Here is a 12,640-nt window from a genome sequence, read left to right on the forward strand (position 1 = left end):
ATAGATTGAGACGGTTTGGCCACGGCCTCTCAAGACTCTCGATCGATCCCGCCCAGGGGTTCGGATAGGTTTGCCTCACCTAACCAGCGTTGATCGATCGAGAAGGAGCGTCGCGTGGCCCCCCACCTCGCCGACCAGCCTGCCGACCGCCCCGCCGAGGGGCTGCTCCCCGGCCGTACCACCTCGCGCCGGAGCTTCCTCACCACCGGGATCGCCGGCGGCGCCGTCCTCGGCCTCGGCGTCCTGCTCACCGCCTGCGGCAGCTCGGGCGGGTCGAGCGGCCCGGGCGGTTCCGGGGGCTCGGCGGGCTCGGCGGGCTCGGCGGGCGGATCGGGGCAGGCCTCGGCCGGTTCCCCGCCCGACCAGAAGTCGGTCAAGCAGGGCGGCGACGACTACGCCACGGTGATCGAGAAGATGAAGGGCTTCGGCACCGACGCCGCCCCTGGCGTCTACCCGCGGACCATCAGGCACGCCATGGGCGAGACCGTCATCCCGGCCAAGCCGGTCCGGGTCGTGGTCCTGGACACCGGCGAGCTCGACAACGTCGTCTCGCTCGGTATCCAGCCGGTCGGCGTGGTCCACACCGACGGCTCGAAGAGCATGCCGTCCTATCTGAAGGAGAAGGCCGGCAACCCGGCCGCCGTGGGCACCATCAACGCCCTCAACCTGGAGGCCATCGCCGCACTCAAGCCGGACCTGATCCTCGGCAGCCGGCTGCGCGCCCAGGACCAGTACGCCCAGCTCTCCAAGATCGCGCCGACCGTCTTCTCGCTGCGCCCCGGCTACCCCTGGAAGCAGAACTTCCAGCTCAACGCGACGCCCTTCGACATGGAGGCGGAGGCCAGGGCGCAGCTCGACGCCTACCAGGCCGCGGCCGCCGCGATCGGTGCCGGGCTCGGCGCGAAGCGGCCCACCGTCACGCCCCTGCGGTTCATGCCCGGCAAGACCCGGCTCTACGCGGAGCTCTCCTTCATCGGCACCGTCCTCACCGACGTCCAGCTGCCGCAGCCCGAGATCGAGCGGGTCAAGGAGCTGGCGGTCGAGATCAGCCCCGAGCAGATCGACAAGGCCGACGCCGACTGGATCTTCTACGGCGTCTACGGCACGCCCACCTCGACCAACCAGGACGCGGTGCTCGGCGGCGCGCTCTGGAAGACCCTCGGCGCGGTCAAGTCGGGGCGGGCGAGGCCCGTCTCGGACGAGACCTGGTTCCTCGGGCTGGGGGTCGGCGCGGCCAATGTGGTGCTGGCCGATCTGAAGGGCTTCGTCGCGCCGGGCGCCTGAACCGGGGCCGCCCCGCCGTGGGCGTCCGGACGTCGGAGGAGCGGCCGGGCAGGAGCTGCGCTGAAGCACCGCCTCGGCGACGGCCGGGAGAACGCAGTGTCCGGAAGGAGGGAAGGGAACGGTGGTGTGGCGCACACCTGGCGGAGAGCCGCTTGGAGCTGGTCGCGGGGTGCGGGAGGATCGTCGGGACCGCACCGCGAAGGGCCCGTGCCGATGACCACACTCGACCACACCGCGACCGTCGCCGAGCTGCCCTCGCCCGGCCCGTCCGCGCCTGCCGCCGCTTCGACGGCTACGGCCGCCGCGTCCGCTTCGTCCGCTGCCTCCGGTCCGGTCCGCGAGCCGGCCGGACGCTGCTCGGTCACGGCGGTGGACAGCGGGGCCGGCGGTACCGCCCGACCGGACAGCGTGCCCCGGCCGCGGAGCAGTGACGACCACACGTGCGACGGCGGCCCCGGCGAGCCCGCCGGGGGCGCCCCGGGCTTCGTCCGGCTCCAGCCTCCCGGCGAACCCGCCCAGGACCGGGCCGTCCCCGTCCTGCGCGCCGCGCAGGAGGAGCCGCGGGCCGTCCCGACCAGGCGGCCGTCGCCCTCGCGACGGCTGCGGCGGATGCACCCGGAAACGGCACCCGCGAGCCGCGCCGGAGCCGGCGAGGCGGAGTCGGCGTCGGCCGTGCCGGGAAGCCCGGCAGTCGATCGGACGCCCGGCACCGCAGGTGCGGTACCGGGGGTCGTTCGGGGACCGGCTGCCGGAGCGGGCGGGACCGGCGGTGCGGGCGGGGCCGGCGGAGGCGGCGCCGCTTCTGCGGGTGCCGAGACGCCGCTGGGCATCCTGATCGGCGGCACGCCGCACCTCCCCGAGGAGCACCGGTCGACCCGGGTGACGGCCGAGCTGATCAAGGTCGGCCGCGGCACCGTTCTGGTGGTGCTGCCCGCGTGGCGGCCCGCCATCGCCGTCTCGGTACCCACCGAGCAGTTGCTGCACGCCACCGGCCTGGGGTTCGACCGTCTGGCCGGCTCGCAGCTGTCGGTACTGATCAACCCCGATGCGCTGCACGACCGGGAGCTCGACCTGCACGGCTGGCAGGCCGGCCCGACCGGGCGGCCGGGCCGGCGCGGTCCGCGGCCGCTTGCGCCGTAGCGGGGCCGGGTCGGTGCCGGCCCGCGCACCCGTCGGCCGAGGGTTCCCCGTGGCCGCGGCGCCGGGTGATCAGGCGGTCGGTGCCGGGGCGTTGGGGACGTAGCCGAGGTGTACGGGGACCGGTTCCCGCCGGTCGGAGAGCCAGCCGTCCCGGACGTCGGCCAGCAGCTCCGGGAGCCGGGGCGGCCAGAGCGCATCCGCGTCCGGGTCGGCGAGCTCCGACGGCGTCCACCAGCGCCAGTCCAGGATCAGGTCGGCGGCGTGCACCGCGCTGACGTCACCGACCGGCCCGCGGTGCGGACCGCTGGTCAGGTAGATGTGCTCGTGCTGGCGGACGCGGATGCCGTGCCAGGTGAAGTCGTGCTCCCAGGTACAGAGCAGCGGACCGGGTTCGAGGTCGGTCCAGCCGGTCTCCTCCCAGAGTTCGCGCCGCGCGCCGGCCCAGGGCGTCTCCCCCCTCTCGATGCCGCCACCGGGCATCGTCCAGTGCACGCCGACCTCGATGTTGTCGGAGCGGAGGAGGAAGACGGATCCGGTCTCGTCGAGGACCACCGTCCGGGCCGCCTGCCTGGGGGTCCGCTTCGTGCGCAACAGGTTTCGCATCGGGCCACTCTCGCAGCGCCGCCTCCGGAGCGTCGACCGGATTCCTTCGGACGCACGGGTGTTGGCACCACCGCTCACCGCGCCCGCCCGTACGCTGGCGCCCATGCCTGCACCAGCGATCATCTTCCCGGCCGACCCGCTCCACCCTCGCCGACCGGACCCGCACTTCGCCTGGGAGGCCCGGACGCTCCGGGAGTTGGGTGGTGAGCAGTACCTCGTCGACCACGACGCCCTGCTCGCCGGGGAGGCGGAGGACGCGGTCCGGCTGGTGCCGCGGGACTGCGGCCCGGTCTGGTACCGGGGTTGGATGATCCCGTCCGCCGACTACGCGGCCTTCGCCCGGGCGCTGGCCGACCGCGGCGCCAACCTGCTGACCAGCGCCCCCGCCTACACCTCGGCGCACGAACTTCCCGGCTGGTACGGCGTGTTCGAGGGGGCCACCCCGCCCAGTGTCTGGATCCCGCTGGCCCCCGCGGCCGGGCGGCCCGGCCCCGAGCAGCTGGCGGCCGCCGTGGCGCGGCTCGGCGGGCGCGGGCCGGCGATCGTCAAGGACTACGTGAAGTCCCGCAAGGACGAGTGGGACGAGGCCTGCTACATCCCGGAGTTGGCCGATCCTGCCGCGGTCGGGCGGGTCGTGGAACGCTTCGTCGACCTGCAGGGCGACTTCCTGGCGGGCGGCGTGGTGCTGCGCCGGTTCGAGGAGTTCGCCCGGATCGACGGCACTGCCGTCGTCGGCGCGAACGGGCCGGAGGGCGGTGAGCCCGCGGGCGGCACGCCGGCGGCGAACGGGTCCTCGGCGAACGGGGCGCCGAAGGGCGGGGTGCCGAAGGACGCGGCGCCGAAGACCGGGTCCGACGGGAGCGGGGAGAGCACGGACCCCACCGGCGGGAACGGCCGGGCGGTCGAGGCCCGGGTGTGGTGGCTGGACGGCGAGCCCGTCCTGGTCGGACCGCACCCCGACGCTCCGGAGCAGTCCGCGGAGCCGGACCTCACCGAGGTCAGGCCGCTGGTCCGCGCGCTGGGCTGCCGCTTCGTCACCACCGACCTCGCCAGCCGGGCCGACGGCTCCGGCTGGCGGGTGGTGGAGGTCGGCGACGGACAGGTCAGCGGCCTGCCCCGCGGGATCGACGTGACCGGCCTGCTCGCCGCACTGCTCGCCGCCTGAGCCGGCAGGCCCGGGCCCCGACCGGGGTGACCGGGCCTGCCTCGCGCACCTAGGCGCGCGCCGATGCCCGACGCGGAAGTACCCCGCCGGATGCCGGCGGCAGCCCGATCCGGGCCGGGGCGGCACGCTCGCCGGTCGGCAGGTCGACGGCCTTCGCGTGCTTCGCCGCATCGACGGAACCGGGGCCGTGGATGGTGAGTTCGAAGTCCTGGTGCGCCTTGGCGTCCGGCGCGAACGGCAGGCGGATCCGCCCGTCCGCGACCAGACGGCGCACCTCGGCACGGCTCAGCCCGAGACCGAGCTGGAGCAGCCGCTCCACCCGGACCGGCGCGGGCAGCTCGAAGCCCACCGATATCGAGAGCGGGCTCGGATCGTCGAGCGCGTACAGCGGCATGCGGGTCTCCAGCTCCCAGGTGCCGGTCCAGTCGAGCCGGTACCGGTTCTTCGCCGCGAGCGACGCGCTCATCACCAACTCCCGCACCGCGGCCGGGTCGTTGATCTCGTACGCGACCAGCCGGGCCGGCTCCAGCGTCGAGACGTGGGCGCGCTCGTGGACGGGCACCTTCGACGTGCGGTCGCACGACGCACAGCTCAGCAGCAGCCAGACGTCGAGCAGCTTGCCGTTCGCGTTGACGCGGATCTTCCCCGAGGCGCGGTGCCGCGTGCCGGGGCAGTCCGGGCAGGGCCGGACGACGGTGGGCAGGGCGGACTGACGCACGGCCCACAGGGCCTTACGGTCGGTATTCATGTGTGGTGGTTGCTTTCAGGACTCAGCAGGAGGGCATGCCGAACTCACTCGGCGGCTCCCGCTCTCTGACGGATGCTCACGAGGGGCGCGACCCATCGCCCCGGGGCCGGGTCGTCAGGCTCCGAGGTCGATCGCGCGACAGGTACGTACTACGTGGCAGTCATCAAAAGTCCATGCGGGCGATCATGATCGAGGCGGAGGCCCGCGGCAACCGAATTTCGGCCGAGGCGGGCGTCGGCCGGTCGCCGTCCACGGGCCGGGGAACGCGCGGGCGGGCCATCACCGCGGTGAAGGCGGGTGCGTCGCCCGCCTGGCCCGCGGTCAGCACGAAGGCCGAGGGCCGGCACCGGCCGTCCACGGCGAGGTGGATCTTCGTGGTCGGTCCGCCGCGGGAGCGTCCGACGGCGTGGTCACCCGGCTCGCCGGCCGGGGCCCTCTCGCGGGCCCCGGCCGCGTGCGCGTGGGCGCGAACGTCGTGGAGTCCACCGACACGGCCCGGTCCAGGTCCTCGTCGGCGTCAGCCCGGGCCGTCGAAGCGGTGAACACCCTCGCCCACGCGCCGTCGACGGCCCACGTCCGCGGAACGAAGCTGCCTAGCCCGCCACCGGTGCCGGTGCCGGAGCCGGCGCGTGGTGGCCGTCGGCGATGAACGCCTGCCAGAGCCGGGCGTAGACACCGCCCCGGGCGAGCAGCTCGGTGTGCGTACCGTCCTCGACCACCTTGCCGTGGTCGAGGACGACGACCCGGTCGGCCCGCTCGGCGGTGGTGAGGCGGTGCGCGATCACCAGCGTGGTGCGGCCGCCGCTGAGCCGGTCGGAGGCGTGGTTGACGGCCGCCTCGGTGGCCAGGTCGAGCGCCGCGGTGGCCTCGTCCAGCAGCAGGACGTCCGGATCGACCAGCTCGGCCCGGGCCAGCGCGATCAGCTGGCGCTGCCCCGCCGAGAGGTTCCGGCCGCGACCGGTGACCTCGTGGTCGTAACCGCCCGTGAGCTTGACGATCATGTCGTGCGCGCCGACGGCGCGGGCCGCCGCCTCCACCTCGGCCGACGAGGCCGAGGGCCGCCCGTAGGCGATCGCCTCGCGCACGGTGCCCGCGAACAGGTACGCCTCCTGCGGCACCACACCGAGCCGGTGGCGGTACTGGGCCAGGTCGTAGCGGGTCAGGTCGACGCCGTCCACCCGCACGGTGCCGGCGGTCGCGTCGTAGAACCGGGCGACCAGCTTGACCAGCGTCGACTTGCCGGCCCCCGTCTCGCCGACCAGCGCCACCGTCTGCCCCGCGGGGACGTGCAGGGTGACACCGGTGAGCACGTCCGGGGCGCCGTCGGCGCCGCCGTTGTAGGCGAAGCTGACGTCCTCGAAGTCGATCTCGCCGCGGAGGCGCTTCCGCACGGGCACCGCGTCGGCGGCCTCGGCGGTCGTGGTCGGGGTGCGCAGCAGTTCGCGGATCCGGCCCAGGCCGACGGCCGCCTGCTGGTAGCCGTCGAAGACCTGCGAGAGCTGGTTCACCGGGGCGAAGAACAGGTCGATGTAGAGCAGGTAGGCGACCAGGGCGCCGACCGTCAGCGTGCCGGCGTCGACCCGTGCGGCACCCACGATCAGCACCAGCGCGGCGGCCACGCTGGAGAGGAACTGGACGAACGGGAAGTACAGCGAGATGTAGAGCTGCGCCCGGACCCGGGCCTCGCGGTAGGCGATGCCCCGGGCGACGAAGCGGTCGGTGTTGGCGTCCAGCCGGCGGAACGCCTGGACGATCCGCATCCCGGCGACGTTCTCCTGCAGGTCCGCGTTGACCGTACTGATCAGGTCGCGCGAGATCTCGTACTGGGCCTTGGACTTCTTGCGGAAGACCAGCGTCGCGGCCACCAGCAGCGGCAGCACGGCGAAGACCACCAGGGCCAGCCCGGCGTCGATGACCAGCAGGGCGCCGAAGATGCCGAAGAAGGTGAGCAGGCTGACCACGGCGGTGACGACACCGGTCTGCAGGAAGGACGTCAGCGAGTCCAGGTCCGTGGTCATCCGGGTCATGATCCGGCCGGACAGCTCGCGCTCGTAGTAGTCCAGGCCCAGCCGGTTGAGGTGGCCGAAGATCTTGAGCCGGAGGGTGTAGAGCACGCGCTCGCCGGTGCGGCCGCTGACCCGGTTCTCGGCGCTCTGCACCAGCCAGTCCAGCAGGACGACCACCAGCGCGGTCAGCGCGGCGACGGTCACGCCCGACATCAGCGCCTTGCTCACGCCGTCGTCGATGCCGTGCCGGATCAGGACCGGCAGCACCAGGTTGGCGCCCGCGTCGAGGGCGACCAGCAGCAGGGCGAGGGCGAGTGGGCGGCGGAACGGGCGCAGCAGGCGGCGGAGGGTGAAGTCCGGGTCACCGGCCTCGGCCTCGGCGCGGGAGATCGCGGGGGTGTCGGTGGCCGGCGGGAGCGCGGCGACCTTGGCGATCAGGTCGGGGGCGGCGGTGCGGGCCGCCTTGGTCAGGGCCGCGGTCGGCAGGTCGGGTGCGGGCTGCGGGGCGGGGGTGTCCGCGGAGGTGGCGGGGGCGTTCCCGGTCCCCGGCGCGGTGGGCTCGGCCGTCACGGTGGCCGTGGTGGCTCCGGTCGCCGTGACGACGGCGGTGCTGCCGACAGCCGTGACGGCCGTGGTGGCGGGTCCGCCGGTGCGGTCGGCCTCGTGGTCGGATATCAGCGCCCGGTACCGGGGACATCGGGCGTCGAGCTCCTCGTGCGTCCCGATGTCCAGCAGCCGGCCGTGGTCCAGGACGGCGATCCGGTCGGCGAGCTGGAGGGTGGAGCGGCGGTGGGCGATCAGCAGGGTGGTGCGGCCGGCCATGACCGACCGCAGCGCGTCGTGGATCTCCGCCTCGATCTGCGGGTCGACCGCCGAGGTGGCGTCGTCGAGCAACAGGATCCGCGGGTCGGTGAGGATGGCCCGGGCCAGGGCGATGCGCTGGCGCTGGCCGCCGGAGAGCGTGAGGCCCTGCTCGCCGACCTTGGTCTCGTAGCCTTCGGGCAGCTCCCGGACGAACTCGTCGGCCTGCGCCGCGCGGGCGGCCGCCACGACCTGCTCGTCGGTGGCGTCGGGCCGCCCGTAGGCGATGTTGGTGCGGACGGTCTCGGAGAACAGGAAGCTCTCCTCGGGCACGATGCCGACGGCCGCCCGGACCGAGTCGAGGGTGAGGTCGCGCAGGTCGTGGCCGTAGAGGCGGACCGCGCCGGCCGCCGGGTCGTAGAACCGCGGCACCAGCTGCGCCACCGTGGACTTGCCGGAACCGGACGCCCCGACCAGGGCCAGGGTCTCGCCGGGGGCGAGCTTGAGGTCGAGCCCGTGCAGCACGGGTGCCGGGTGCTCGGGGTCGTAGCGGAACTCGACCCGGTCGAACTCCAGCGCCACGTCGGGGGTACGGGCGCCGACCACCCGCGGATCCGGGTCTGACGCGCCGGTGGCGGTCGGCCCGGGGGTCGACCCTCCGTCGGCGGTGACGGCGTCCGCGGTGACGGTGTCCGTGCCGGCGGTGGCGGAGGCGGCGTTGGCGACGGACCCCGCGGAGGCGGCCCCGGTGAGGTCGAGGGCCACCGCGTCCGGGCGCTCCTGCACCAGCGGCCGCTCGTCGATCAGCTGGAGCACCCGCTCCACGCCCGCCCGGGCCTGCTGGCCGACCGTGATCACCATGGTCAGCATCCGGACCGGGCCGGTCATCTGGGCGACGTAGGTGGAGAAGGCCACGAACGTGCCGAGCGAGACCCGGCCGTCCACGGCCAGCCAGCCGCCGAAGGCCAGCACCGCGACCTGGGCCAGCGCCGGGATCGCCTGCATCGCCGGGTTGTAGCGGCTGTTCAGTCGGATCGAGCGCAGCCGGGCCGCGAAGAGGTTGCGCGACGCGGCCTCCAGCTTGTCCAGCTCCTGGGACTCCTGGCCGAAGCCCTTGACCACCCGCACGCCGCCGACCGCCTCGTCGACCACGCCCGCTACGGCCGCGGCCTCCTGCTGGGCGGCCCAGGTGGACGGGAACAGGCGCTTGCGGCTCAGCACCGAGACCCACCAGAGCGCCGGGCCCATGACCAACGCGATCAGGGTGAGCGGCGGCGAGAGCCAGACCATCACGGCCAGCGACATGACGAACATCAGCAGGTAGCCGGTCATCATCGGCAGCATCGACAGCAGGCCGTTGATCAGCTGGAGGTCGGACGTGGCGCGGCCGACCACCTGGCCGGTGTCCAGCCGGTCCTGGCGGTGGCCGTCGAGCCGGCCGAGCGAGCGGAACAGGTCGCTGCGCATGTCGTGCTGGACGTCGAGGGCGAGCTGCCCGCCGTAGTACCGGCGCACCTGGGTACAGGCGAAGACCAGCACCGCAGCCAGCAGCAGCGCGACGGCCCACGGGGCCAGCGACCGGGTGTGCGCGGTGATGACGTCGTCGATGATCAGCTTGGTGACCAGCGGGACCAGGGCCGTGACGGCCATGCCGACCAGGGAGGCGCCGAAGGCCAGCAGCACGCTGCGCCGCGACCGCCAGCAGTAGCCGATCAGCCGGCGCAGCCAGCCCGAACCGTCGGCTCCGCCGTCCTTCGGCCGGCCGCTGCCGGGTACGCCGTCGCCGGGCACCGGGCCGCCGGGCGTGCCGGCCGCGGGTCTGCCGTCCCGTGGCGCACCGGTGCCGACCGGCTCGCCCGTGGTGCCCTGCGTGCCGGTTCGGGTGCCGCTCGGGGAAAGCTCCACCGTAGATCCGTGAGTCTCAGGCATATTTAGGGATGCTAACCATTCCGTCGGGTGGCCGCCATGGCTTTGTCCGGGGACCGTCCGGCCAGAGCGTGCCGGGCGTCCGGTCCGGCGGAGGAACCAACAGCCTGCGGCCTGCGGTGATTCCCGACCGCACCCCGCCCTGGCCGTGTCGCCGGAGTGGACGACTTCCAGAGTGGGCGATGATGCGCCCCGCGCCCACCTGCCACCGGCGCAGCCACCGGTCCGACCCTCGACCTAGGACTCGCGTCGGGCCCGCCCGGAGCCCGCATCGACCCCGCATCGGATCCGCGCCGGACCCGCGTCGGGTCCGGTCAGTCGCGGACGGCGATGTCGGCGCCGGCCTCGGCCTAGGTGTCGACTTCGGTGTCGGCGCCGGCCTCGGCCTCGGTGCCGGAGGCCGCCCCGGCGCCCGAGCCGGCCCCGGCCGCAGCGGCGCCGGCCGCCGCCGAGAAGGCGCCGTGGGCGAGGCTGTGCAGCAGGGCCGCCATGCCGTCGCGCTGCAGGCCGGCGACCCGGTCGTCCTGGGCGGGGTTCGGGCCGAGGCTGTGCGGGGTCGAGTTGATCAGCCCGAAGACGGCGTGCACGGCGGCCCGGGCGACCGGTTCGGCCGCCGGCTCGGCCAGCGCCGGATAGGCGCCCCGGACCGCGTCCACCCACAGCTCCAGGTAGCCGCGCTGGAGCCGGCGGACCGTGCGGCGGTCCTCCTCCTTGAGGTTCAGCAGTTCGCGGTCGTGCAGGGTGATCAGGTCGCGGTCGTCGAGCGCGAACTCGACGTGGCCGCCGATCAGCGCGTCCAGCGCCTCGGGCGCACCGCCCCCGTTGCCCGCCCGGCGGCGGCCCTCCTCCAGCAGGCGCTCGCTGATCCCGATCAGCAGGTCGGCGAGCATCGCGTCCTTGCCGGCGAAGTGCCGGTAGAGGCCCGGCCCGCTGATGCCGACCGCCTTGCCGATCTCGTCGACGCCGACACCGAGGAACCCGCGGGCGGCGAACAGCCGGGCCGCCTCCTTACGGATCTGGTCACGGCGTGGGAGCGCGGAGGCGGCGGGGACGTTCGGCATGCTGCCCATCGTAGACAGTCGGGTTATCGACCGTTAACCTGGGCGGCACGAGTTAACGCTCATTAACGTTGGGGGTCGCGGGCTCACCCGGCTCTGCCACCCACCTGGTGCCGAGGGCAAGGGAGCTCTTGGGAATGGTCATCTCCACCGCCGGCGTACCCACCGGCGTCAACGGCAGCGCGCCCGGCGCGGGCGTCTCCGGACCGGGCGGCACGGCCGCCGGGTCCGTCGCGCCGGGGGCCGCGGCTCCCGCGCCCCGGCTCGGCACCGCCGTCGATCCGGGCTCCGAGGCCTACCGCGCGAACACCGAGGCCCACCGGGCCCTGGTCGCCGAATTGCGCGAGAAGCTCGGCACGGCCGCGCTCGGCGGCGGGGCCAAGGCCCGGGCCCGCCACACCTCCCGGGGCAAACTGCTCCCGCGCGACCGCGTCGACACCCTGCTCGACCCGGCGTCCCCCTTCCTCGAACTGGCCCCGCTCGCGGCCGACGGGATGTACGACGGAGCCGCCCCGGCGGCGGGCGTCATCGCGGGCATCGGCCGGGTCGCCGGACGCGAGGTGGTCGTCGTCGCCAACGACGCCACCGTCAAGGGCGGCACGTACTACCCGATGACCGTGAAGAAGCACCTGCGCGCCCAGGAGGTCGCGCTGGAGAACCGCCTGCCCTGCATCTACCTGGTGGACTCCGGCGGCGCCTTCCTCCCGATGCAGGACGAGGTCTTCCCCGACCGCGACCACTTCGGCCGGATCTTCTACAACCAGGCCCGGCTCTCCGCCGCCGGAATCCCGCAGATCGCCGCCGTGCTCGGCTCGTGCACCGCGGGCGGCGCGTACGTCCCGGCGATGAGCGACCAGGCCGTCATCGTCCGCAACCAGGGCACGATCTTCCTGGGCGGACCGCCCCTGGTGAAGGCCGCCACCGGCGAGGTGGTCACCGCCGAGGAGCTGGGCGGCGGCGAGCTCCACTCCCGCACCTCCGGGGTCACGGACCACCTGGCCGAGGACGACGCCCACGCGCTGTCCATCGTCCGCACCATCGTCGCCGGCCTCGGCCCGCGCCCGGCCAGGCCGTGGCCGCTCGAACCGGCCGAGCCGCCCGCCGTCGATCCGGCCGGCCTCTACGGGGCCGTCCCGGTCGACCCGCGCACCCCGTACGACGTGCGCGAGGTGATCGCCCGGCTGGTCGACGGCAGCCGCTTCGCCGAGTTCAAGGCCGAGTACGGCGCGACCCTCGTGACCGGCTTCGCCCGGATCCACGGCCACCCGGTCGGCATCGTCGCCAACAACGGCGTGCTCTTCTCCGAGTCCGCCGTCAAGGGCGCCCACTTCATCGAACTGTGCGACCAGCGGGGCATCCCCCTCCTCTTCCTGCAGAACATCACCGGGTTCATGGTCGGCCGCCAGTACGAGGCGGGCGGCATCGCCAAGCACGGCGCCAAGATGGTCAACGCCGTCGCCTGCACCCGCGTCCCGAAGCTGACCGTGGTGATCGGCGGCTCGTACGGAGCCGGGAACTACTCGATGTGCGGCCGCGCCTACTCGCCCCGCTTCCTCTGGATGTGGCCGGGCGCCAAGATCTCCGTGATGGGCGGCGAGCAGGCCGCGTCCGTCCTGGCCACCGTCCGCCGCGACCAGTTGGAGGCACACGGCGAGGAGTGGCCGACCGCCGCCGAGGAGGAGTTCAAGCGCCCGGTCCGCGAGCAGTACGAGCGCCAGGGCAGCGCGTACTACGCCACCGCCCGGCTCTGGGACGACGGCGTGATTGACCCGATGGACACCCGCACCGTCGTCGGTCTCGCCCTCACCGCCTGCGCCAACGCCCCGCTCCCGGCACCCGGCCCGTACGGCGTCTTCCGGATGTGACCCGCACCGGGGCCGGCCCTGCCCGGCCCCGGCCGTCCGGCCGC

General features: G+C 74.1%; 8 protein-coding genes. 4 read left to right on the top strand and 4 right to left on the bottom strand.

The window, feature by feature from the left end:
• Positions 1 to 210 precede the first annotated feature (210 nt).
• Together RMN57_RS14675 and RMN57_RS14680 are read left to right on the top strand one after the other, a co-directional pair.
• Positions 211 to 1,284 carry an ABC transporter substrate-binding protein gene (locus RMN57_RS14675; protein ID WP_380234043.1) on the top strand — a complete coding sequence of 358 codons (1,074 nt, stop codon included), beginning with the start codon at positions 211 to 213 and terminating at the stop codon, positions 1,282 to 1,284.
• Positions 1,285 to 1,497: 213 nt separating this feature from the next.
• Positions 1,498 to 2,424 carry a hypothetical protein gene (locus tag RMN57_RS14680; protein ID WP_313763850.1) on the top strand — a complete coding sequence of 309 codons (927 nt, stop codon included), beginning with the start codon at positions 1,498 to 1,500 and terminating at the stop codon, positions 2,422 to 2,424.
• A 69-nt stretch (positions 2,425 to 2,493) separates the two neighbouring features.
• Here the strand turns inward: RMN57_RS14680 and RMN57_RS14685 are convergent, their stop codons facing one another.
• A complete protein-coding gene (locus RMN57_RS14685; protein ID WP_313763851.1) occupies positions 2,494 to 3,027 on the bottom strand; it encodes an NUDIX domain-containing protein in 534 nt (177 codons plus the stop codon).
• A gap of 103 nt (positions 3,028 to 3,130) precedes the next feature.
• On the opposite strand from RMN57_RS14685, the gene RMN57_RS14690 reads away from it, so the two are divergent.
• Entirely contained in the window at positions 3,131 to 4,192 is a 1,062-nt protein-coding gene (locus RMN57_RS14690; protein WP_313763852.1) for an ATP-grasp domain-containing protein, read from the top strand.
• A 49-nt stretch (positions 4,193 to 4,241) separates the two neighbouring features.
• On the opposite strand, the gene RMN57_RS14695 is transcribed toward RMN57_RS14690, so the two are convergent.
• The 3 genes from RMN57_RS14695 to RMN57_RS14710 all read right to left on the bottom strand — a co-directional run bounded on the left by RMN57_RS14695 (position 4,242) and on the right by RMN57_RS14710 (position 10,734).
• The gene (locus RMN57_RS14695; RefSeq protein ID WP_313763853.1) at positions 4,242 to 4,940 is read right to left on the bottom strand and encodes a DUF1062 domain-containing protein; all 699 of its coding nucleotides are present in this window, start codon (positions 4,938 to 4,940) and stop codon (positions 4,242 to 4,244) included.
• Between the two features lie 593 nt (positions 4,941 to 5,533).
• A complete protein-coding gene (locus RMN57_RS14705) occupies positions 5,534 to 9,676 on the bottom strand; it encodes an ABC transporter ATP-binding protein (protein ID WP_313763854.1) in 4,143 nt (1,380 codons plus the stop codon).
• Between the two features lie 347 nt (positions 9,677 to 10,023).
• The gene (locus RMN57_RS14710) at positions 10,024 to 10,734 is read right to left on the bottom strand and encodes a TetR/AcrR family transcriptional regulator (protein ID WP_313763855.1); all 711 of its coding nucleotides are present in this window, start codon (positions 10,732 to 10,734) and stop codon (positions 10,024 to 10,026) included.
• Positions 10,735 to 10,868: 134 nt separating this feature from the next.
• Here RMN57_RS14710 and RMN57_RS14715 point away from each other — a divergent pair, with 134 nt between their 5' ends.
• Positions 10,869 to 12,596: a carboxyl transferase domain-containing protein gene (locus tag RMN57_RS14715; protein ID WP_313763856.1), complete on the top strand. Its 1,728-nt coding sequence runs from the start codon at positions 10,869 to 10,871 to the stop codon at positions 12,594 to 12,596.
• Positions 12,597 to 12,640: the final 44 nt, after the last annotated feature.

Source organism: Kitasatospora sp. CM 4170 (assembly GCF_032110285.1).
GTDB lineage: Bacteria > Actinomycetota > Actinomycetes > Streptomycetales > Streptomycetaceae > Kitasatospora > Kitasatospora aburaviensis.

Excerpts from the sequence above, each read along its gene's own strand:
- RMN57_RS14680 (WP_313763850.1), top strand. The coding sequence starts at position 1,498 with ATGACCACACTCGACCACACCGCGACCGTCGCCGAGCTGCCCTCGCCC.
- RMN57_RS14685 (WP_313763851.1), bottom strand. The coding sequence starts at position 3,027 with ATGCGAAACCTGTTGCGCACGAAGCGGACCCCCAGGCAGGCGGCCCGG.
- RMN57_RS14690 (WP_313763852.1), top strand. The coding sequence starts at position 3,131 with ATGCCTGCACCAGCGATCATCTTCCCGGCCGACCCGCTCCACCCTCGC.
- RMN57_RS14695 (WP_313763853.1), bottom strand. The coding sequence starts at position 4,940 with ATGAATACCGACCGTAAGGCCCTGTGGGCCGTGCGTCAGTCCGCCCTG.
- RMN57_RS14705 (WP_313763854.1), bottom strand. The coding sequence starts at position 9,676 with ATGCCTGAGACTCACGGATCTACGGTGGAGCTTTCCCCGAGCGGCACC.
- RMN57_RS14710 (WP_313763855.1), bottom strand. The coding sequence starts at position 10,734 with ATGCCGAACGTCCCCGCCGCCTCCGCGCTCCCACGCCGTGACCAGATC.
- RMN57_RS14715 (WP_313763856.1), top strand. The coding sequence starts at position 10,869 with ATGGTCATCTCCACCGCCGGCGTACCCACCGGCGTCAACGGCAGCGCG.